Source organism: Paenibacillus xylanexedens (assembly GCF_001908275.1).
GTDB classification, from domain to species: domain Bacteria; phylum Bacillota; class Bacilli; order Paenibacillales; family Paenibacillaceae; genus Paenibacillus; species Paenibacillus xylanexedens_A.
In genome coordinates, this window is record NZ_CP018620.1 from 19585 (window position 1) to 42034 (window position 22450).

The 22450-nt window shown below is 42.4% G+C and carries 12 protein-coding genes; 1 reads left to right on the top strand and 11 read right to left on the bottom strand.

Going from position 1 to position 22450, the window contains the following annotated elements; genetic code table 11:
* Positions 1-10: 10 nt before the first annotated feature.
* Positions 11-3787 carry a SwmB domain-containing protein gene (locus BS614_RS00070; RefSeq protein ID WP_074092509.1) on the bottom strand — a complete coding sequence of 1259 codons (3777 nt, stop codon included), beginning with the start codon at positions 3785-3787 and terminating at the stop codon, positions 11-13.
* 189 nt (positions 3788-3976) lie between these two features.
* Here BS614_RS00070 and BS614_RS00075 point away from each other — a divergent pair, with 189 nt between their 5' ends.
* Positions 3977-4816 (top strand): Rpn family recombination-promoting nuclease/putative transposase, encoded by an 840-nt coding sequence (locus tag BS614_RS00075; protein WP_074096616.1) that lies wholly within the window; start codon positions 3977-3979, stop codon positions 4814-4816.
* A gap of 62 nt (positions 4817-4878) precedes the next feature.
* Here the strand turns inward: BS614_RS00075 and metK are convergent, their stop codons facing one another.
* The 10 genes from metK to BS614_RS00125 form a co-directional block, all read right to left on the bottom strand.
* Positions 4879-6081: a methionine adenosyltransferase gene (metK, locus tag BS614_RS00080; RefSeq protein ID WP_074092510.1), complete on the bottom strand. Its 1203-nt coding sequence runs from the start codon at positions 6079-6081 to the stop codon at positions 4879-4881.
* A gap of 255 nt (positions 6082-6336) precedes the next feature.
* Positions 6337-6609: an alpha/beta-type small acid-soluble spore protein gene (locus tag BS614_RS00085; RefSeq protein ID WP_074092511.1), complete on the bottom strand. Its 273-nt coding sequence runs from the start codon at positions 6607-6609 to the stop codon at positions 6337-6339.
* A 148-nt stretch (positions 6610-6757) separates the two neighbouring features.
* Entirely contained in the window at positions 6758-7351 is a 594-nt protein-coding gene (locus tag BS614_RS00090; protein WP_074092512.1) for a hypothetical protein, read from the bottom strand.
* A gap of 135 nt (positions 7352-7486) precedes the next feature.
* Positions 7487-10135 carry a hypothetical protein gene (locus BS614_RS00095; RefSeq protein WP_074092513.1) on the bottom strand — a complete coding sequence of 883 codons (2649 nt, stop codon included), beginning with the start codon at positions 10133-10135 and terminating at the stop codon, positions 7487-7489.
* Positions 10136-10242: 107 nt separating this feature from the next.
* The gene (locus tag BS614_RS00100) at positions 10243-11139 is read right to left on the bottom strand and encodes a hypothetical protein (protein WP_074092514.1); all 897 of its coding nucleotides are present in this window, start codon (positions 11137-11139) and stop codon (positions 10243-10245) included.
* Positions 11140-11425: 286 nt separating this feature from the next.
* Complete coding sequence (locus BS614_RS00105; protein ID WP_074092515.1) at positions 11426-14950, bottom strand: S-layer homology domain-containing protein; 3525 nt, start codon at positions 14948-14950, stop codon at positions 11426-11428.
* A gap of 518 nt (positions 14951-15468) precedes the next feature.
* Positions 15469-15810, bottom strand: a complete 342-nt coding sequence (locus BS614_RS00110; RefSeq protein ID WP_036612519.1) for a hypothetical protein — start codon at positions 15808-15810, stop codon at positions 15469-15471.
* 206 nt (positions 15811-16016) lie between these two features.
* Positions 16017-19976, bottom strand: a complete 3960-nt coding sequence (locus BS614_RS00115) for an S-layer homology domain-containing protein (protein WP_074092516.1) — start codon at positions 19974-19976, stop codon at positions 16017-16019.
* 164 nt (positions 19977-20140) lie between these two features.
* Positions 20141-21268 (bottom strand): glycosyltransferase family 4 protein, encoded by a 1128-nt coding sequence (locus tag BS614_RS00120; RefSeq protein WP_036612523.1) that lies wholly within the window; start codon positions 21266-21268, stop codon positions 20141-20143.
* A 418-nt stretch (positions 21269-21686) separates the two neighbouring features.
* Complete coding sequence (locus BS614_RS00125; protein ID WP_074092517.1) at positions 21687-22448, bottom strand: WecB/TagA/CpsF family glycosyltransferase; 762 nt, start codon at positions 22446-22448, stop codon at positions 21687-21689.
* Positions 22449-22450 lie beyond the last annotated feature (2 nt).

Consider the following 22450-nt stretch of genomic DNA (forward strand, 5'->3'; position numbering starts at 1 on the left):
CCCTATTAAATTATAGATATCCTAATTTGTCCAAAACCCGCTTCAACATCACTGCTGCCTGTGCACGAGTTGCATTTCCCTGAGGTTCAAATGTTCTGGCTGTCATGCCTTGAATAATTCCCTCCTGCACCGCTTTAGCAACAGAATCCTTGGACTGGATTTTGTTGCTGTCCTTAAACTTGGATAGAGTGGTAGCAGCCGAAGATTGAAGAGAGACTGTTTTCCCACCGTAGTTCAGCGCCCGCACCATCATAATTGCCATCTGCTCACGCGTAATAGGACGATCTGGCTTAAAGGTACCATCGGTATTTCCCGTAATGATTCCCGCTTCAGCGGCAGCACCGATATAGGCACTTGTCACACTACCGCTACGAACATCCTGGAAACGACTTGCTGCGGTCGGTTCTCCATTCAGTCCAAGACCTCTAGCGACCAATTCAGCAAATTCCGCACGTGAAATGTTCTCATTCGGTCGGTAGAAGGACCCATTGGGGGCACTAATAATCCATTTTGCAGAGAGCTCTTTAATGACTGCGCTAGCCCAATGTGATGCCGTATCCTGATAGTTTACGGTATGGGTGACCGGAGCTACCGTCTGATTGCCATTTATCTGGCCTTGAATGACTATACCCCCAGCCGTACTTTTAAACGAACTAGGTACGTTGGATAACATAAGCGTAACCGGATCGATATAAGTATATACGGATGTGGCAGTAGGCGTATTTGCAGGTAATTTCATAGACAACTGGCTTTTGAGATCAAGTTCCATACGCTGATTATTGTTTCCATTAAAAGCAAACAGATATACATCCGTATTATTACCTAGCTTCTGTGCGCCCGAGTTAATAAGCATTCCATCCAATGTACCTGACGCAAGCACGGGTACCGTCTCAAGTTGCACGTAGAAGGATGGCTCACGCACACCTGTTGATGCTCCAGTGGTTCCTACACTTCGACTCATAGCGGTTAAATCCAGATTGGAAAGAGGAACAGTCCAAAGGCGATCTCCATATTTCACACCAATGCTACCTGTGCGATAGCTTGCCGCAATCTGTGTCAGTGCATTCAACGGGAATCCAACATACGCAGAAGATTCACTATCGGGAATCTCAAACACAATAGGCTCCATGGTCTTACCGACCGCCGATGCGTATTCAAAGGTCTTGATTAGCTTGGTCGCATCCACATTGAATTGACGAGTAGAGCGATTATTACGTGACATCGCAGACTCGGCAGAAGCCGTATTATTGTTCATCACAAGTAAAGACTGACCATAGCTCGATGCATCTAGTTCTGTTAACCAGGCAGGAAGGCTGTTCGTCTGGCTACTGGTAGAACTATTGTTTGTCTGTTGCAACGTAAGTGGTCCAAATGCCGCTACAGTGACATTCGACGCATCCCTTAACGGCACTGCCCCAGGTACATAACTCACCGTTCCCGTCTGAGTAGCTGTCGATGTTACTGCTGAAGTATCCACTTTCAACGTCACCACAGAGCCAGAAGCTGAAGCAGACAATACAGTTGTGGTTGAATTACCAATCACTACACTGAACTGAGATGCTGTTAGTGCAGCCTGGGACTGGATTGAATCACGGAAATTAATCTGAACCGTGTCTCCCTGAAGCGTAGCCGAAAGGATTTTGCCATTTCCATATGTGTACGTTACTGGAGTCAGATTGAGATATCCTGCTGGGTTATTGTTCAGATCCGTTAATCGCAATGCTCCAGGTACATATGATAGAGATATATTTTGTGTATCCTTCACCGCTGAAGCCAGCGTTAACGTAACCAGATCATTTTCGATCTCGGAATCATTAACGAAGACTGGCTTACCATCGACCAGAACAGAATATTGGCTGTTGAGCGGTTTATTCGTCGTGTTCAGTGGTTCATTGTAACGCATCCATAACTTGTTACCACTCACCTCAGCACTCTTAAACTCAGGTGGTTTGGTATCAATTGAATTACGGACATAGAAGCCGCTGAATCCAGCAAGAGCCTGTCCACGTGTATCTTTTACAGGCCATGAACCTGGCGTGTATGCAACACGAACGACTTCACCATCCGTAATCGACCGACTAAGATTCAATGTAACCACAGAGCTGCCATTGATTGATATGCTATTGATGCCTACAGCCGACTGATCCGCAGTTACACTGAATTGTCTTGCTGCATCACTTGAAGTGATATATACCGTCTCAGGATAGTACAACGTCATTGTACTGTAATACACGTTACCTTCTCGCGGCTTGGACATAACAGAATCTAAACCGTTCTCCACATCTCTTGCGCCAAAAGCAGCCGCAGCATTGGAAGACTGATCTGTAAGACGATTACCTGTAGTACCGGGTGCATATGCGATCCGCACAACCTGTCCTACCGCTACACCCGTATCCAAGACAACATATACACTGTCACCTGAGATATAAGTGGAGCTGACATTCCTCTTTTCACCATTTACAGTTACAGCATAAGTACTACTCAGCGAATTAGTGCTGTACAGCCACTCATCATACGTCAGGCGAATGGTGTTATTGCTATGCATCTTAGCATTTTTCAACACAGGTGCAGTTGTATCTGCACTTAATGTTTTAAAGGCCCATGATGTAGACCCATTAAGGCCTGTAAATGTATTTCCTGCTTTATCACGAAACGTATTGGCTGGGATGTCTACCACATAATTCGTGTTGCTGTCCAATGCGTTCGCAGGTGTAATCAGCAATTGTCTATTGTTTGCACTATTCATGACTGTCTTGGATGCAACGGTTGCTCCATTTGATTTTTTGAGCGTTACATTCTGAATGTAATTCGGATCAAGTTCTTTGTTGAACGTAACTGTTAAATTTCCCGTTAAAGGTGCATTGGTAGTACCGTTTGCGGGAGATACAGTTGATACCATGAGGGACGTCGGATCGGATATGATATTGAATCCCCATACATTCCCACTAATTGCACTGATATCATTCTCATTGCTATCCCGCAAATAACCTTCTGGCATTACGATGTAATATGTAGTGTTGTTGTTCCAGTTATTCGTGGGAACGATCGTAATCGTATTGGTTCCAAAACCTGTAATTCGAGGTGATCCTGCGTTTACTGGAATCTGCTCAAATACTGTACCACCAACTCTTCCCTGATAAATAATGAGATTCCCTCTACCTGCGGTTACAGGCTTATCGAACGTCATTACTACCTTAGTTGAAAGGGATACCATTGCTGCGTTATCAGGAACTCTACTCACAAGGGAAGTTGAGCCTAGCCCCCGCGTACTGAAGGTCCACTCTTTGTTAGTCAGTCCCGGAAATGCAGTATTGTCAGCGTAAACAAATGATTTATTATCTATCTCTACGTAGTATGTTGCTCCCGGTAGAGTCTTGCCCAGTGTAATCGTCACTCGTAGGCCAATAGCTGGTACAGGCGTACTGTCTCCCGCATCCGGTGTCGTAGGATCTGTAATCGGTGGTGTGGGATCAATCACGACTTGGTCACTGGATACCAGCACCGAACCCATCGTTGTATTGTCATCCAAACGCTTAATCAAGATTGAACTTTGTGTACCTGGTGCCTTCTGAACAGGTTTATCAAAATCAATAACGAATGGTACTGAACTATCCACATTCGTTCCTTTCACCGCAGGAACAGTATTCGTTATTCCATTTGCACTTAATGCGTGTGCCGCATATGCTTCCCGCTCAACTCCACTCCAACCCGTAAGCCAGCCTTGAGCCGTTAGCATGACGATCAAGAGTCCAAGTATGCCTTTTCTGGCAATTCTCTTCAATTTCACTGATCTTCCCCCTTATCTGCATTTCTTCTCCTGTCTGATGTACAGACCTCATTATGTATTTCGGCAAAACGATGTGTTTCAATTAGCAAAGAGGGTAATTTTGGTAATTTTTCTTCGTTATATCTCTTCACGCTGTGAAGTAAATCTTTGGTCTTATGGTATAATAAGAAGAAACGGAGTTGAATGAAAATGGCAGAGTTGCTGGACCCCCGCAACGATTTTCTATTCAAACGAATCTTCGGCAGTGAAGAAAACCGGGACGTACTCATTACTTTCTTGAACAGAACTTTTGCAGAGGCTAACCGACCACCTCTTACAGAGATCCATTTGCTTAATCCTTACACAGATAAAGATGCTCCGCGCGACAAACAGTCAATCCTTGATATACGAGCCAAGACATCTGAAGGCGAAATGATCAATATCGAAATGCAGTTATTTAATAAATATGATACTGAGAAAAGAACTCTCTTCTATTGGAGCAAGCTATATAGCGGGCAACTACAAGGGGGACAACCGTATAAAGCTCTCAAGAAATGTGTAACCATTAACATACTCAATTTTTCTTTTTTACCAAACGAACAATACCATAACATCTTCCATTTGCGTGAAGAGCGCAGCGGAATTTCGTTATCGGATGACATCGAGCTTCATTTTCTGGAATTACCCAAGCTGGATGTAAGCAAACACTCCATTCAGGAAGGTGGTTTAGTGAATTGGCTACTTTTTCTGAAAGGAACTCAAAGAAACCAATGGGAGGTACTCAGTATGAATGAACCTGTACTCAAGAAGGCTATGGACACACTTGAGTTTCTAAGTCAGGATGCAGAGGTACGTCAGCTATATGAAGCCCGGCAGAGATATCTGCATGATGAAGCCTCAATTAGAGAAGGAGCATTCGCAGAAGGAGAACATACAAAAGCAATCAAGATCGCTTCAAAAATGATAAAAATGGGTGTTGATCTTTCCGTTATTATTGAAGCCTCTGGTCTATCGGAGGCACAAGTCTTAAAGTTACAAAAAGAATCGTAACGACAAAGAAAGCCCCTGATTCCATATCGGAATCAGGGGCTTCATTTCTATTTGAATCTAACTTACAGACCTGCTTGAGTTTTCAAAAGGTCTACTTTATCCACTTGCTCCCAAGGTACGTCCAGGTCTGTACGGCCGAAGTGACCGTAAGCAGCGGTTTGTTTGTAGATTGGGCGACGCAGATCCAGCATACGAATGATGCCAGCCGGACGAAGATCGAAGTTGTTACGCACAAGCTCAACCAATTTCTCTTCGCTGACTTTGCCTGTTCCGTATGTATCCACATTGATCGATACCGGGTTGGCTACACCAATCGCGTAAGCGAGCTGGATTTCCAATTTGTCTGCAAGACCTGCAGCAACAAGGTTTTTCGCTACGTAACGAGCTGCATATGCTGCTGAGCGGTCTACTTTTGTCGGATCTTTACCGGAGAACGCACCACCGCCGTGACGTGCATAACCGCCGTAGGTATCTACGATGATTTTACGTCCAGTGAGGCCTGCATCTCCCTGAGGTCCGCCAATAACGAAACGTCCTGTTGGGTTGATGAAATATTTAGTCTGCTCATCCAGCAATTCAGCTGGAACGACAGGCAAGATTACGTGTTCTTTGATGTCTTTTTGGATCTGCGCAAGTAGAGTCTCTTCAGCATGCTGAGTAGACACAACAATTGTATCAACACGTACCGGCTTGTCACCGTCATATTCAATCGTTACTTGAGTTTTACCATCCGGACGAAGATATTCCAATGTACCGTTCTTACGCACTTCCGCCAGACGGCGTGCGATACGGTGGGACAGAGCGATTGGCAAAGGCATGAGTTCAGGTGTTTCGTTCGTTGCAAAACCGAACATCAAACCTTGGTCACCTGCACCAATATTTTCTGTTTCACGAGCGACTTGTTCCGGGTCACGGTTCTCAAGCGCTGCGTTCACGCCTTGGGCAATATCAGCGGACTGCTCATTCAGAGAAGTCAGAACTGCACAAGTGTTATAATCAAAACCGAACTGGGCATTGGTGTAACCAATTTCCTTAATTGTATTACGAACGATGGACGGAATGTCCACATATTCAGACGCTGAGCTAATCTCACCGATAACAAGCACAAGGCCTGTGGCTACAGAAACTTCGCACGCTACACGAGCATTAGGATCATTCAACAGGAACGCGTCCAAAACGGCGTCTGAGATCTGATCGCAGATTTTATCCGGATGTCCTTCGGTTACAGACTCCGATGTAAATAGATGCCGGCCTTTAACAGACATGAAGTTTCAACCTCCCATAACTAGTAGTATGGCGATTGCCCGAACAAAACATGACAGCGATTCGTTCACTGTACCCTCGAAGCTTTCCAAAATGGAATAAGGACGCAGGGTCCGCAGTACCGAAGATAAGGATTTTTCAGGTAATTGCCTCAAACGAAAATCAACCTTTCCCTAGTGGAAAAGGTTGCATACCTCAAGTGCCATCTTAACGTATTTGTCAAGACGTGTCAAACGAAATGGGGTAAGGAAAATGCCCTATAAGTGCTGCTCTGCCTGACGAATTAGCCTTTTTGTGATCTCTCCACCAACGGATCCATTCTCGCGGGAAGTCAGATGTCCCCACCCTTTGTATTGCCCATAGGAATGATCACTTACTTCACCCAGTTCAGATCCAAATTCTGTATCCGCACCAGCCAAACCTCTGCCACCATAACCCACATTGAGACCAAATTCTGTAGCAATCTCATACTTCATCTGATCCAGCATTTGACGACTTTCGGGTACAACTTTGCGATTGCTTCTAGCCATGGTTCCTGCACCTCCATTAATTGATTGTCAACAGTTATAGGGTGAGCAGGAACAAGGCTGGTTAGCCGTATTAATGTTTGTTAGAACTGGGTAATCTGAGCAAATGAAAAGTATGACTAATGAATAATTCCTTTAATAGCTACAAAACCTATTTCAGAGTATATCCACCACGAACCATTACGGTTAAGCTATATTTGTTTCCTTCCAATACCGTGATTCCCCGTCCATCCCTTGGAAAAGAGAGCAGGTGATTGGTCGGCGCTGCCTGTCCATTCGTCAGGTCAATCCCGTCCGTCAGATCAGCTACACCATTCGTACCCTCACTGACGATTACAGCTTTGCCGCTACGTACAATGAACTCCGCGCCAGACTTGCCGATCAGTTGTTGACCCGGCTTCACGGTTACGATCTCAACGGCATCAGAAGCGTCTGAGACCAGTGGAGGAAGGGATGTGTCTCCACCTGTGCTACCGGAGTTCCCGGTTCCTGTAGAGCCGGTGTTGTTACCATTTCCTGCATTGCTGTCTGTTCCCGTATTGGTACTACCTCCTCCAGTCGGGATCTTACCGCCCAAAGCCTGTTGGATTTGCTGATCTACATAACTCTTTGTTACAACCGGATCGTCCGCTGTTCCTGGCTGGCTTGTACCTGCACCGATGGCTGTATTGCTGTATACCGACCCAACCCAGACGCCAACACCAATGGCGAGCGCAGCGAGGGATACTTTCATATAAGGTTTCATGTGAATCATTTTCCTCCTCTGGTAATCTATTAACTTTAACTATAGAGAATAAATAGACATGCGACAAGCAAAACCTCGCTTCCGTAGATGTGGAAGCGAGGGCTTAGCTTTAAAATATCTTAATTTTCGTACAAATTACCGATTATTATTGGGATTATTAGAACCCTCTTCCGGGAACTCCGGGATGATCGGTTCTTCTTTAGGCAGTTTGGATACATCGTAACTATAGCCTTGTTCTGCAAGACGAATTCGTTGACCTTCGAAAACATCATACAAGGCTACGCGATATGAGCCACCACGTATTTTATCAAATACCGTATCATCAATACTCCAGTTCAGCGTCTGGTTAATGCCTGTTTTCAGATCAGTTCCTGGTGTGATCTCTTTATCAAACACTTTACCTGAACCATCGGTTAGAGACAGAATAAGCTTGTGTCCATACTCTCCACTATCCACAGCTTCCTCCTGTGTTAAGGAGTAGATCATCTCGATCTGTACTGCCGTTCCACCTGTAAGGTATGCTTTAATATTGCTGCCCGAGAATTTGAACGGATACAAGTCTATATCATTCAGAGAAGATAGAACAGATAATGATTTCGGCTGTACTTCAAATGACATGGCATTAACATAAGCCGTTGCATCACCTTCACCGGTGACAAATTTGTTGTCAGCAACCCCTTCACCTACAATCAGACGCATATCAGATAATGTTTTTACACTCTTCGGCACTTTGGCCCAGAACGTAACGATACTCTTCTGACCTGGTCCCGGTACACGGTTTGCCTGCTTAGCTGTTGCTTTGTAATATTGACCATCTGCTGTTTTGTAGTATCCTACCAACTTCGCAAGGCCACTCTGACGCAGAGACTTATTCGTCATCTCGAATTCGGTGTATACAATATCGGACGAAGATCCCGGATACACATATGTTCTGCGTATGCCCAGCTCTGTTTCTTTATCTGCAGTTCCTTGAGTATAGGTTTTTCCTTCGCCTACATAAGAGAGGGGCTGAATTAAACCGGACGTACTAAGAGTAATCCAATCGTTCTTTTCTTCTTCACTTACTTTCTCCTGCAAAGTTAATTCCAGACGGCTCATATTGAGTTCAGATGGAATCTTCGTCAAGAGATAAGCTTCGGTGACCATACCAGAACCTAGTAACTTGCCACCTTCTGCACGAATCAGCTTCGTATCTCCATCAATACGTGCAGAATCGATTGTGAACATCGCTTCCAGCTCAGGCAATTGGACCGTTTTGGCCGATGCATTACGGATGGTGACCTTGGCAGCAATAATATCACTGTCTGTCCATGGGAGCCGTTGTAAGGAGCCTACAGATACACCGAATGTACCTTTACTATTTTTAATTACCGTTTCTGTCGTAAGTCCATCTCCACTTGTTACGGATTCAGGAATAGCATAGATGCCAACCGGATAGGAGAACTCAAAGCCACTTGTACCTCCACCAGACGTTTCCCCTTCTTTGCTCTCATCTTTGGTTGTAGGTGTCATCGCATATAATTTGATTTTGCTGGTATCCCCATTCCCTTGGATCGTAGAGTTCAGTTTGATCGTTTTAGTCGCACCTGGCTTCAACTTCAGATCATCCAGTGCCTTCGTCTCGATCGGATAGGAAGTACCATCTTCTGTACGGATCTCTAATGCGTATTTGGGAACCTTAACCTCTTTTTTCCCTTGGTTCTTAATGACCCACTGCATCGTTAGATCAAACTCTTCGTCCTCACCACGGACACGAGCAGATTCCAATAGAGTCGATACAGGTTGTCCATCAATCGAGATAATATTTGGTTGATTGACTGCTACGTTTACATTGGTTTGGCTAGCTTCAGGAAGCTGTAGTGCAGCAACTGGCAGAGCTGTCTTCTCTTCACCTTGTTCTTCCACTAGCAGTAATTCGGACTTTTCCAGTTTCAATGCTGTAGGCAATGAAGCCATTAAATTTAACGTTTTGTTGGCCTGTGCCTGAATACTGACACCTGTACTATCCTTATCCGGGGTCAACGGATAATTCGTACCACCTGGTGTACGTAGAATCCACTTGATATTTGGATTATCCAATAGCTTGTAACTGATATTATTTAGGTTCACGCCAACTTTGACGTATTGTTTCTTATTCTCCCCTGGATACACTTTAATACCAGAGACTTTAACCTTGACGGCTGAATCACTCAAACGAACCGTCTTCGTTTTGCCTACAGGTGTAGTGATGCTATATGAAGCAGGAACATTGAATTTCCCCAACGTGCTTTCATAATTTGGTTTACTGAAATCCCACTTTACAATCAGGAAGTTCAGATCACTTAATTTCACTTCACGTCCAACCTTCATAACGTATGTGAGATCCACCGTGGAACCCGGTGATACCGTCTTTTTCTCCTGATCCTTAGCGATCAGCTTTGGAGAGAAGCTTGTTCCACCTTTTGTTTTCACTTTACTCCAATAATCAAGCATCATCATCGGTGTGCTGTCATTATTTTTATACGTCAGTGTATACGTCACTGTATTCCCGTCATCTTGAGACAAGATATTAACGTCGGTTAATTTCACGGTACTCCGTGCGGTTACTTTAACCGCAGGCACCTTAGCCAGGGTATGTACGACTTTGTTCGTGGTTGTTGTCTGTTGCTTCTTAGTTGTTGCGCTGTTATTTGTAGCAGCTTTACCTGAGTTAGCTGGTGTACTTGCGGCAGCTACTAAACCTCCACTTGAACTGATGAATAACATACTAGTTATCAAAGTCGTTATGACCTTTTTATGATCCACTTCCAAACCTCCCATAAGTTGCTTGTTGCTTTATAGTATAAACGTTTAGCAGGGAGAGAAAGTTACGATGTTGTTGGATTTATTACATAGCAATAGTTGCTTTTTTATTACTCTATTACCTGAACATTTCTAGTTGTTGTGAAGACTTCTGACTGTGAAGCTGGGATTCCATTGGCACGAATGAAACTAGAGTCCTTAACTTGAACCGCATATTCATCCGTGTAATCAGCTAGAAAAGTGACAATAATAATATTGCCCTCAACTACTGTGGTGTAATCGATCATTGGAATTAATGTAGGAACGTTCAATTGGGACAGTTTCCTGATAATCAAGTCATTTGCATATAATTCTTGATTAGTTGTATCAAGGTCTTGTGTAAATGGTATTTCGATCTGTTTGTTGATTTGGGGAATTTTTGTTCCAACTTCGAGTCTAACCTTAGGGATCTCTGTGTTCACTTGGGTGTTTTGTGTTGTAATGTACCATGCTGACTGTGAAGCCGGGATTCCATTAGCACGAATATAAAGAGAATCTTTAACTTGTACAGCATATTCATCCGCATAATCTGCTAAAAAAGTGACAATAATACTATTACCCTCAACTACTGTAGTGTAATCGATCATTGGAATTAATGTAGGAACGTTCACTTGAGACAGTTGCCTGATAATTAAGTCACTTGCATAAAATTCTTGATCAGTTGTGTCAAGGTCTTGTGTAAATGGAATCTCGATCTGTTTGTTAATTTGGGGAATTCTCGTTCCAACATCGAGGCTTACTTTTGGAGCAACGCCATTAACATCTTCTGCAAGTAATTCTTTCTTGGATGCGCTCTTACTTACGAAATTAGTTTTTGCTATGCCCTCAGATCTCTTCAGGGTTGTATAACCGTTATGTAATGAATTACCCGATACGCTATTCGTATTCGCAGCTACTGCCATACCTCCACTTGAACTGATCAACAACATACTTACCAACGATGTCATCACGACCTTTTTATAATCCATTTCCAAACCTCCCATAAGTTGCTTGTTACTTTATATTATAAACGTTTGGGATGGGGAGAAAGTTACGATGTTGTTGGTATTTATGACAAGTAGAAGATTTATCCTTCTATACTATTACGTACGTAATTTTAACACACTATACTTCTCTAATTTTAAAACTAATTAACATTTCCATGAATAAAAAGTGAGTCATTTTTCGACAGTCTATCTTTGTAATCCAAAAAAATTCTATTGCAATAAAAAAAAGTCAGAGAACAAAGTTCTCTGACTTTTTTGATACATAATATTAGTTAGAAGTAATAGCAGTCGAGAAGTCAATATCTTGACCATTTACATCTACAGCCTCGACAGTAATCGTTTTACCAGCAACGTTGTCTTGACCAACATTTACAGTAAAGGATTTTTTATCTGTGCTAAGTACCGCATTGTAAGTACTTCCAGTAAATCCTGTGATAGCAATATCAGTTACTGAATCAATTGCTTTATTCAGCGTAACTGTAACTGAACCGTTCACTTCGTCTTTACCACCAACAAGAGTGAACACAGTTCCGTTTGTTGGAAGTGCAGTACCTACAACTTTAGCATTGTAGTTAATGCCTGTAGCTGCATCTACAGCAGCTTTAACTGCATCTACATCAGCATCAGATGCAACAGTGATTGAAGTAGCATTTACAACTGCAGCTGCTCCAGGTGCAAGAGTAGCATTAAAAGTGATTGTGCTGTTATTTGCAGCAGCTCCTACAGTTTTAGCGGACAATTCAAGTCCAGCTTCAGCATCAGAAGCAGTAGCTTCAGCAACTGGTGAAGTTGTAATTGCAGCTTTTGCTGTTACAACATCAGCCACTGTTTCATTAATAGTCGTTCTGTATACGTCTGATTTAGCTGCAGTTTTATCAGTATTATTAGTACGGATAAATGTAGCACCATCTTTAACTTGTACAGAATACTCACTATTGTATGCAACAGATGGTTTAATAGTTACAACAACGTTTTTACCTTCTACAGTAGTAGTGTAGTCGATAATTGGGTTCAATGCTGGAGTGTTAGTTTCACCCAACTTTTTAATGATCAAATCGTTTGCAATATCAGCTTGGTTATCAGTTTCCAGATCAGTAGTGAAAGGAAGTACCAAACGTTTATTTTGCTGTGCAATTACTGCATCGGAAGAAAGATTCACTCTAGGCGCTACCGCATCAGAAGTGTTAATTCCATCTACACCAATTCTTTGACTAGTATAAGTTTGGATAGCATTATTTCTTACAGTTTTAATTTCGTTACCACCATTGAAATCAACATTAGTTTTCAATGTAACTTCGTTTCCATCCACTGTTACAGAAGTTGGTGCAACGTTTCCTGATCCGATTGCAAAATCACTAGTGGAAGCATTAGCAATTGTTTTGTTGAATTTCACAACAAAGGTTCTAGCATCTTTTTGCTCTGCATCAGTAATTGCAAGATCTGTGTCAACCAATTCAAGAGTTTCAATCCATCCAGTCGCTTGACCAATTTGGGATTTCAACCCAGCGATTTTAATAAGTTTAACAGATCCAGCAACAGTACCTTCTTTAAACGTTACATCAGTTCCATCAATAGTCTCAGGGAATCCGAGTACTACGGTTTTACCACCATTAGTAACATTCAAAGTTACATCCACTGGAATAGCAACTGTTTGTGTTGAAGCTGCGTTATCCTTTTGGAACTCAATGTAGTAATTCGCACGATTGTTGAGAGTGCTAAGATCAATTGCTCTATCAAATGTCAGAGCAACTCGTCTGTTACTGTTGTTAGCATCAGTTCCAGTAGTAGTTACCAGTTTTGGTGCTTGGCTATCACTAGCAAGGAAAGTACTCTCATAAGTTACCACAGTGTTTTTCAGAGCAGTTTTGTCTTGAACACCAGATACTTTGAGGGTATAAGTTCCGCTAAGGTTAGAGTAGAATTGAACGTTGAATACTTTGTTGTCCCCACCTGGAGCAGCGTAAACACTCTTAACTGGGATCACATCGTTACCTTTTTTAACAGAGAAGTATTTAACATCAGCAGCATCAACTGCTTTGTCAAAACGAACTGTTAATTCATTTGAAACGCTAGTGCCATAAGCTACATCAATTACTTTAGGTTGAACTAAATCAACACTTGCAGTAACTTTGTGCTCTTTCACAGAGTTAGCGTTACCAGAGTAGTCTTTAACTTCGACGAACAGGTTAGTTTCATAACCTGGCAGACGATTTTCAGTGAAGTCAACTTCATATACATTTGCAGCAATTTGAGTAGCTTTACCTACTTTTTTGCTGTCGCCAGACTTCCAATAGAAGCTCTCGCTTGTTACAGATGTTGGGTCGATTTCTTCATCGAAAGTTACTGTTACTTTTTCCAAAGTAGCAGAGATTTCAGTTACTTTAGGACCTTCAGTGTCAACAGCTACCGTGAAGTCAGTTGTTGCAGACAAAGATTTCAGACCAGCGAAGTCTTCAACCAGAGAAGTAGTCAGTTTGTGTGCTCCTTCGGAAATTGTTCCTGTGTAGTCACGCAGGATAACTTCACGTTGGTTCGCACCCAAAGTTACATTACCAACAAAAGCTTTATCATCCAATTGGAAGTTGCTGCTTGTTGGAGCTACAACTGGCTCAGAGAAAGTTACTTTGATAACTTTAGTACCCAGAGCTTTAACTTCAGTTACTGTAGGCAATGTGTTGTCAGCAGATGTGAAGGAAACTTCACCTTGTGGCACTACTGTACCAGTAGAAGATTTCACATTTTTAACAAGAACTTTATAAGTTGTACCTTGAGTCAATTTGCTGGATTCGTTCAACAACAGGCGTGCTGTTTTACCGTCAGCCAACAAAGTGATGGATTTAATTCCTTTAGAGTTACTATCCACAGAGTAGTTATTTTTGTCAGTTGCAGTAGCTTTATCTACTTTACCGTCAAAAGCAACGTCAACCTCTTTAAGGTTTGTAGCAGAAGCGGATTGTACTTTAGTTGCAGCTTCTACAACATAAGTAACTTTTTCAGTGAAGTTCTTATCTTTGTAAGTGAATTTCACTTCAGTTTCTTTGTTAGCTTCAAGAGCTTTATCCAAAGTAACTTTTACTGTTTCGCCGTCGCTGATTTTGAATTCAACAACTTTTCCACCTTCAGTTACTGTGTAAGAAGATACTTTCAAGCTTTGCGCTTGGTCAATTGAGTAAGCAGCGCCTACAAGCAATTCACGGGAAGCGTTAGCTGTGAAGTTAGTGTTTGCATCAACCAAACCAGCGTTGATTGCTGCTTGAACATAACCTTTAGCCCAAGCTGGAGCAGTGTTGTTTGTTTCAGCTGGGATTTCAAGATCCAATGCACGAGTCAGGATTGTAGCCATCTCGGACACAGTCACTTTACCGTTGAAGTCGAAGATTTTCTTCTCAACGTTTTTACCTTCCATGATACCAGCAGCAGTTACTGCTTCGATGTAAGGTACAGCCCAGTTTTTAGCTGTGTAGTTTTTGTCAGTGTAAGAAAGAGTTCCAGTGATCTCTTTCAGACCCAGCAATTTAGTGATAACTTTTGCAAACTCAGCGCGAGTCATGTCTTTGTCAAGACCTGCTGTACCATCCGGATAACCGTTGAAGATACCTTTTGCTTTCAATGCATCAAACTGTTGTTGCGGGGAAACTGCTGTGTCACCGAATGCTACAGATGCAAACATTGAGAATGCCATTGCTGTAGACAATGCTACGGATAAAATTTTCTTCATAACCTTTTTTTCTCCTCCTTGGGCGTTCATAACATTTGAATTTTCTTTTTTAATAGGGTCGCTCGTATTCCTCATATATTGTTGCACCCCCTTTCCAGAGTTGTGAGCAAGTTAATATAAATGATGTCTGTGAGCATATCACAGAAACTTGTAAACTAGTTTGTAAAGCAGAATCACACGTAAATAGAGTAGTTTCCTAATCCTACCTTACGTATTATACAATGGGTCTCTCGTGCCGTAAAGCAATTTTTTCTAAAAAATAGACAAGATTCTTCACGAGGTCATTCTTGGTAACAGGCCCAATGTTTTCGACTCTACACTTTAAACGCAGTAGATTTCAAAAAGTTGCGGATTGCACAAAAAAAGTTTTGATTTTTTTTATGTATAGGTCCAGTGCGGGTATTGAAGCCATTCAAAACCTTTTCAAATCATTGATACAGCAGTGAATTTGGAATGGTGATCTCTGGTTTGTCTGTGCTACCAACGTTTATTTATACCCGCAACTTCAACCTATGAAGCGACAAAATTCACAAAAAATAAAATAAAAAAGCACCCCTATTGGGATGCTTTTCCTGCATTTCTGGAAATATAAGTTATTTAATCTTCATCGCGAGTTCAATAATTTGAGCACGCATATTGGGATCACTATTCAATCTCAGATACATATCGTCAATTGGTTGTCTGTTCTCACGGTACGTTTTCTCATGCTTCATCGTTGTGTGAGACCATTCAATCAACTCATTCTCAGCCAGAACCAGATTGTTATACGCATCATGGAAGCCAGTGGACTGTACAAGCCCTTCCATAACTTCCTGAGAGATCTCCTGAGTCTTGCGTGTATCTTCCAACTTTTTCTCCAGAATGACTGCCTGCTTCTCAAACTGTGTCTTTGCCTTCATGTAGCCCAGCTGGGCTTTCGAATAAATCGGTTTCATTAGCTAACTTCACCCTCTAGATCATTGTGTATTTACCGTTATTGTATCTTAAACTCTAGCAAATTACAAAAATAGTTATTGGTAAAAATTCTGTTTCTTCTATTATAAAAGTACTCTATGTCAATTCATTGACAGCCATGAAAAGGACCTGCCCCTTTAGAGTAAGGGACAGGTCCTTCCTAAATTGATTCGATGTATCAAATGAATTAACTCAAGGTTTTAGGGAATAGACCTGTACTTTTCTTAAGCAGCTCTACAGCAATTTTAGCTGCTTCAGCACGAGTCATATTGCCTTTTGGATTGAATTGGAATTGTGCTTTCTTAGATCCAGCTACTGTAACCGGACTTCCATCCATAATTTTGGCTTTGGTTACGGCTTGTATAGCTGGTCGTGCATAATATTCGATTGAACCAGAATCCAAAAATGACTTACCTAATGCTTGCGACAGTTTGTCGTCATTAGCAGCCAGTTTAGCATTCATGGCACGGGCAATCATTACCGCCGCATCTTCTCTTGATATTGGTAACTGCGGCTGGAAGAAGCCGTCACTGCGTCCCGTAATGATACCTACACGTGCTGCAGTTTCAATAGCTTCATAGTTCCAAATCTCCGCTCCCGTACCTTTTCCTACATCACTGAAGGTCTGCTGTGTTGGCGTCGTAATTGGAATATTCATGCCTTTTACCAGCAACGTTGCGAACTCACCACGAGTTATACGATCATCTGCACCAAACGAATTACTCTTCAATGGCTTCATCAGACCTTTGGCATACATGGCATTAAGGTAGTTTCTTGCCCAAGGGTGATTAGTAATGTCCGCATAGCTTTTGCTCTGTTTCATTACTTTGTAATATCCAAATTCATCGAATGGGACTGTAATGGTATGTTTCTTCGTATCCACCTTGCCGCCAATTGGAACCCATGTCCCTGTTTTGGTTTTATCGGAAAGACGGAATACCGTAATTGTAGCACCAACATCATCCACAATAGACGGATCATAGTTCAAAATTAATGATCCTCGACTAGACGGTGTGAGAATACGCTCAGAAGCGAATGTAGAGAAGATCCCTTCCATACTGTAAGGAGTGAGACCATCCGTACCTGGTTTATAGCTGCTATCACTTTTGCTACCCAGTTCACCGACTCCACCATTAATCCAGTAAATATCTGAGATTAAGGTAAAGTCACCTGTGTCCAATGAAGATGCGAAATTCCCTGAGACAGCAAGCGGTATTTCAATTTTCGGCTTATTCTCTCCACCAATCTCGGTGTCATAACCATAATCATTGATCTTCTCTACAATCCCTTTTTTCGGTTCCGCAATACCAAACAACAGTTTGTTATTTGGATAAAACTTTGTTACACCGATTGAGTTTTGAGATTGTAACACAGTTCCTTTCGGGAAAGACAACTGCAAGTTTTTATTAAACGCCGTATATTTATTGGCAACCTTCGGAGCCATATACTCCGAATTTGTCGTTACTGCACTTGTATAGTAAATAGAAATCGTATCATTAATTTTCCCGCCTGGACGGGTAATTTCAATCTTCACTTTATTCTCTTTATCCGCCTTAAGATCTACATAATCAAGCACAAAACGATTGTTTAAGTCTGTACGTTTCTCAGCGATGTCTTTACCAATCTTCACTTGAGTTGCGCCTTCTGCTTCAATATCGAAGCGGACAAAGTTTTTATTAACAACGATCTGATCACCCACTGTAGGCTGTGGAGCTAATATCCGATAAGATGCAGGCTCACGCACGATCTCGATTCTTTGAATAGAACGAGCCCCTGTGCTGTTAATTAACTCAAGTGTATACACTTGTGTACCAGGCGCATCAAATTTCAAGCCGCGAATCCGGCCAATAAATGCATCTTGATTACCCGCAAAGTCTGACCCTGTATAATCAGCCGTATTGCCAGTATCTTTACTCTGAAGCACATTATCACTATTCAATGTTTGGCTGAAAATGACTTTTGATCCAAAGCTCAGATTTACATTCTGGGCCCCAGCACCTCTGAATACCAAGTCAAACTCTTTTTCACTCGTTACATATTTTTCATCTTTAAAGATAAAATCAGGAGTCACCGCAAAAATTCTGCTTAGCTTCTCTTGTGTGTAATTGCCAATTACCGAATTATCAAAAGACTCTCTGCTTGTTGGAATACGCGTTGGCATAAATGTAGATATGGTTGAATGATAAGTATCGATCACATTGATTTTCAGCAAGGTTGTAATTGTTTTGGGCCTTCCGCCCCCATCATCAACTACGGCACGAAGTTCAATCGTATTTTCTCCATAGTATATTGGACCATTCCGCTTGATCGGTAAGCTGAATTTGAATTTTTGAGTTTTGGGAAACTCGATTACTGGAATAGGCGTTGGATGCTCAACATCTAAAGTATCCCCCGTCACCAGTCCTGTGGCAGTCGTTGCAGTCAATTGACCATTCACAATCATCTCTGCTTTCAATGCAGTCAGATCTTTGAAGCCAAGCAATTCTCCCTCTACACTCACGTATTGCTTCCCTGCAGAGGAGTCGAACTCATAAGTTTCTCCTGTTTGCAAGCTTCCAACATAGATCGAACTGATCGTTGCATAGGTAACTTCAACGAATTTAGACAGCTCAGGCTCTGGAGTATCACTGAAGGAGAAGCGAAGTTGCTGCTTACCACTTGCAAGACCATTAATTTCATACACTTGTTGTTTATCAGTTAATCCTGAGACATCCGTAACTTCTGTCATATCCACCGTCTTAAGCCCTGATGGCAGATAAGCTCCTTTAAGAACAGGCCTTGGTATCTTATCAAGTGAGCTACTCGATTCTACGAGAATATACAGTTTATCCTCTTGTAGTGTCGCGCCGTTAAGCGGTACTTTGGACGTAATTGTAGATCCTGGTTTGAAGTTAGGCAGGTAGTACAGGTTCGTGATGTCTTGTGAACCAGGCGAGTATAAATAGCTGGTTGTATATTCTGCACTGAATGCGCCTTGAGCCACCCTTACAGTAAGCGATTGATTCTTACCTGCAGTCAGGTTGTATACATCATTAGAAGTAAATGATACCATACGATATCTTACAGATCTTCCGTCAGGACCTGTAATCAACTTCTCATCATTAGCACCAATATTAACGGTGTAGGGTTGTCCTTGAACTGTTACTACACCTTCATCAGCGAATTTACCACTGCCTTCAACATAAGGAATCAATACTTGTCCAGACAATGTTGCTGTGGTTTGATTTGGATCCGTAAATGTTGACTTTTCGTCCCTGCTCAGTACGGATTTAGTTTCAGTTCCAATCTTCACCTTAAGATCTACAAATGGTTTTGTTTTATCAAAATAATACACGATACGTTCTGTTTCAATACCGTTAGGCTGACCTTCAATTTTAAACTTCAGAATGTTTTCCCCCGGCAACAACTTAATTTGTGATGCGAAGAAGCTGCCATCTGAAGTAACTGGTGGATCAATAGGTTCTGCACCATTAACCGAGAGCGAAACCTGCGTTGCATTTTTAACCGTACCTTGGAAATCAACACGCTCTGTATCCACTACCGTCTCTGTTCCCTCATTCAAGTTGTAGCTTACACCACCGCCTGGAACAGTTCGATCTGTATATAATACAAAGTTCTCAATATAAGGAGCCGGATCATACATCACATAGAAACTATCGGAGCTTTCTACAGAGCTGTTACCTTGTGTTCCGATAAACGTGATCTTGTTAAATCCTGAAAACAATGCAACATCATTTGCTGTAAATCGATTACTTCCACTATCCGTAATAGCTGTTGTTACTGTACGGGTCTCGTCCGGAGTCCATGTCTTAAGGGTTCCTTGTTCGACTAATTTCAACTGTTCAACTTTTACCTTCAGACTTGTCCCACTCACCATGGCGAATGTACCTGTAATTGTCAGCGCTGAGGTAGGGCTCTTGTATACCTTATCACGGGTTAGGAAATTCGAGTTATCCTTACCTTGAGTAGAATCAAAAACAAGTGAGAGTCTGGAACTTTCTCGAATTGTTTGATCCGAGGGCGTGAAGTATGTGGAAAATGCGTCAGCTGCCGAAGCAACCGAACCACCGAATAGACCTTGTGGGAACAATGAGAACACCATGGTGACCAACATGATCCAGACCAACGGCCGTTTCTTTTGTTGCATTAAATATCATCTCTCCTCTTTTAAGTCAGTTACCTTTATATATCGGCAAAAAGATCCAATTATTTAGTAAAAATCTCAAAATAAACAAAAAACCTTATCCACAAGGGATAAGGTTGGGTCTGGAATAATATTCAAGAATAGCTGTAACCATTACATTTATCTATTTATGATTTCGAACGGGTCTCCGGATTCAGCTTGACGCGCATGCGCATCAGGAAGTTAATAACCGGTCTTCTCGTTTTGCTAACAAGTCCGATAACTTCTGCTCCCACCTGGAGGAAGAACATCATGATACAGATGACCACGAATGTTACCCAGTTCGCTTCAAACATGGCAGCGGAAGATTGGATAATCGCCAGAACTCCGAAGAATGCGGCAATTCCATAAATGATCAGTACCGTCTGACGGTGACTGAATCCAAGTTCACGCAAGCAGTGATGCAGGTGACCTTTATCCGGTGCGAAAATCGGTTTCCGCTGTACTGCACGACGGATAATCGCGAAGAAGGTATCCGAGAGCGGCACACCGATAATGATCAGCGGGGTAATAAAGGACACGATAGCAATTTGTTTGAATCCGAGCATAGAGAGCATCGCCAGAGAGAAACCAAGGAATAGCGATCCGGTATCTCCCATGAAGATCTTGGCTGGGTGGAAGTTGAAAAACAGGAATCCAATGATGCTACCCAACAACACAAGGCACATCAAAGCGATCATCATGTTACCCATCAGGAAGGACATTACGGCAATGGTACCAATTGCAATACCAGATACACCAGCTGCCAGACCATCCAGACCATCAATCAGGTTAATCGCATTGGTTACACCAACGATCCATAAGATCGTCAGCGGAATGGATACCCAAGCTTCGAGTGAAGAATAGGAATCCTGAAAAGGAATGTTAACGAAATCTACCCGGATATTAAATCCGAATACAACGACAGAAGCAGCAACGATCTGACCAAGCAACTTCACTTTGGCCGACAGTTCAAACCGATCATCGAGTGCTCCGATCAGCACGATAATTGTTCCACCAATCAGAAACGCGCTAACAAAACTCATGTCCCGAGTTGTGAACCATGCCGATACAAAAGGAAGCAATGCAGCAACTGTAATAATAAAGGCCAGGAATATCCCCAGACCACCAAGACGTGGCATGATCCGTGTGTGTACTTTACGTGCATTCGGCGTATCCATTGCGCCAATGCGGACTGCGAACTTTTTGACAAGTGGTGTCAGGGCAAGAGCCAGTCCCATTGACACGATAAATCCAATGATAAAGATCGCTACCATTTGAACATTCGACCCCCAATTATAATACCTGTACGAAATTATAAATCCCCTGATCTCTTTTTATTTATAAAAAATTATTTGTTAGTCACTTTTGATGAAAAATGCAATTTGCACCAGAACGGAGAGGGCAGAAATAACCTGTAGAAGCGAAGCGTTCGCCTACAAGCTTTCTGAAAGAAAGCTACATCGTAAGCATATGCTATTCGCGGGATTTCAACCTTGCAAAGGCGGATAAAAGAAATCCAGAGATAACAGCGATCAAAAGGTTATTCTGACATCGAAGTGGCCGTATGCAACAACTTCCGTTTTTCATGGAGTGGCACACATGTAATCCGGAATGAATTATACGCTCATCACACACGAAAAGCCATCCTCAATTTCTAGCAAAAACACGCATTTATCTCGCAATTACCTGTTTTTAACGGGCTTTCGTCACGTTTTCTTTGTCACGCATCACCTTAACAGCGAATTTCGGAAGCGCAAGCATCCGGCCAGCCCGGCTTGGTTCACGCAATAAGCGATAGAACCACTCCAGTCTTAACTTTTGAAACAGCATAGGCGCACGTTTGGTTTTGCCTGAAATCACATCAAAGCTGCCGCCAACGCCCATGGTTACGGGAACCTGTAACGCATTTTTGTGCTTATGAATCCACGGTTCTTGTGTGTCGGCCCCACGTGCTACAAACAACAGATCAGGTGCCGCTTCCCGAATGGAAGCGATGACCTGTTCATCCTCAGCCGGACCAAAATAACCGTCGCGATAACCCAGAATTCGAATCGCCGGATATTGCTGTTGTAACCGAACTGCCGTTTCTTGAATCACCTCAGGGGTGGAACCCAGCAGATATACGCCCCATCGATAGTTTTCTCCAACACGCAGCAATTCATGTAAAAGCTCAAAACCCGGCACTCGCTCAGCTACAGGATCTCCACAATAGTTTGCAGCCCATACGACACCTGTTCCATCAGGAACAATCAATTCCGCAGCTTGCATAACTTCCATAATTGCGGGATTTTCCAATGCGGCCATAACCATAATGGGATTGGCTGTAATGACCTGATGTGGTGCCTGCTTGGACAGCACAGCTTCCTGAAGAACCTTTACCGTTTCTTTCATCGTCAGTTTGGAAAAAGGAATGCCGTAGATCGAAACGGTAGGTATTGATCCGGTCTGACTCATCT

Excerpts from the sequence above, each read along its gene's own strand:
- BS614_RS00115 (WP_074092516.1), bottom strand. The coding sequence starts at position 19,976 with ATGCAACAAAAGAAACGGCCGTTGGTCTGGATCATGTTGGTCACCATG.
- BS614_RS00090 (WP_074092512.1), bottom strand. The coding sequence starts at position 7,351 with ATGAAACCTTATATGAAAGTATCCCTCGCTGCGCTCGCCATTGGTGTT.
- metK (WP_074092510.1), bottom strand. The coding sequence starts at position 6,081 with ATGTCTGTTAAAGGCCGGCATCTATTTACATCGGAGTCTGTAACCGAA.
- BS614_RS00085 (WP_074092511.1), bottom strand. The coding sequence starts at position 6,609 with ATGGCTAGAAGCAATCGCAAAGTTGTACCCGAAAGTCGTCAAATGCTG.
- BS614_RS00110 (WP_036612519.1), bottom strand. The coding sequence starts at position 15,810 with ATGAAACCGATTTATTCGAAAGCCCAGCTGGGCTACATGAAGGCAAAG.
- BS614_RS00100 (WP_074092514.1), bottom strand. The coding sequence starts at position 11,139 with ATGGATTATAAAAAGGTCGTGATGACATCGTTGGTAAGTATGTTGTTG.
- BS614_RS00125 (WP_074092517.1), bottom strand. The coding sequence starts at position 22,448 with ATGAGTCAGACCGGATCAATACCTACCGTTTCGATCTACGGCATTCCT.
- BS614_RS00075 (WP_074096616.1), top strand. The coding sequence starts at position 3,977 with ATGGCAGAGTTGCTGGACCCCCGCAACGATTTTCTATTCAAACGAATC.
- BS614_RS00105 (WP_074092515.1), bottom strand. The coding sequence starts at position 14,950 with ATGAGGAATACGAGCGACCCTATTAAAAAAGAAAATTCAAATGTTATG.
- BS614_RS00120 (WP_036612523.1), bottom strand. The coding sequence starts at position 21,268 with ATGGTAGCGATCTTTATCATTGGATTTATCGTGTCAATGGGACTGGCT.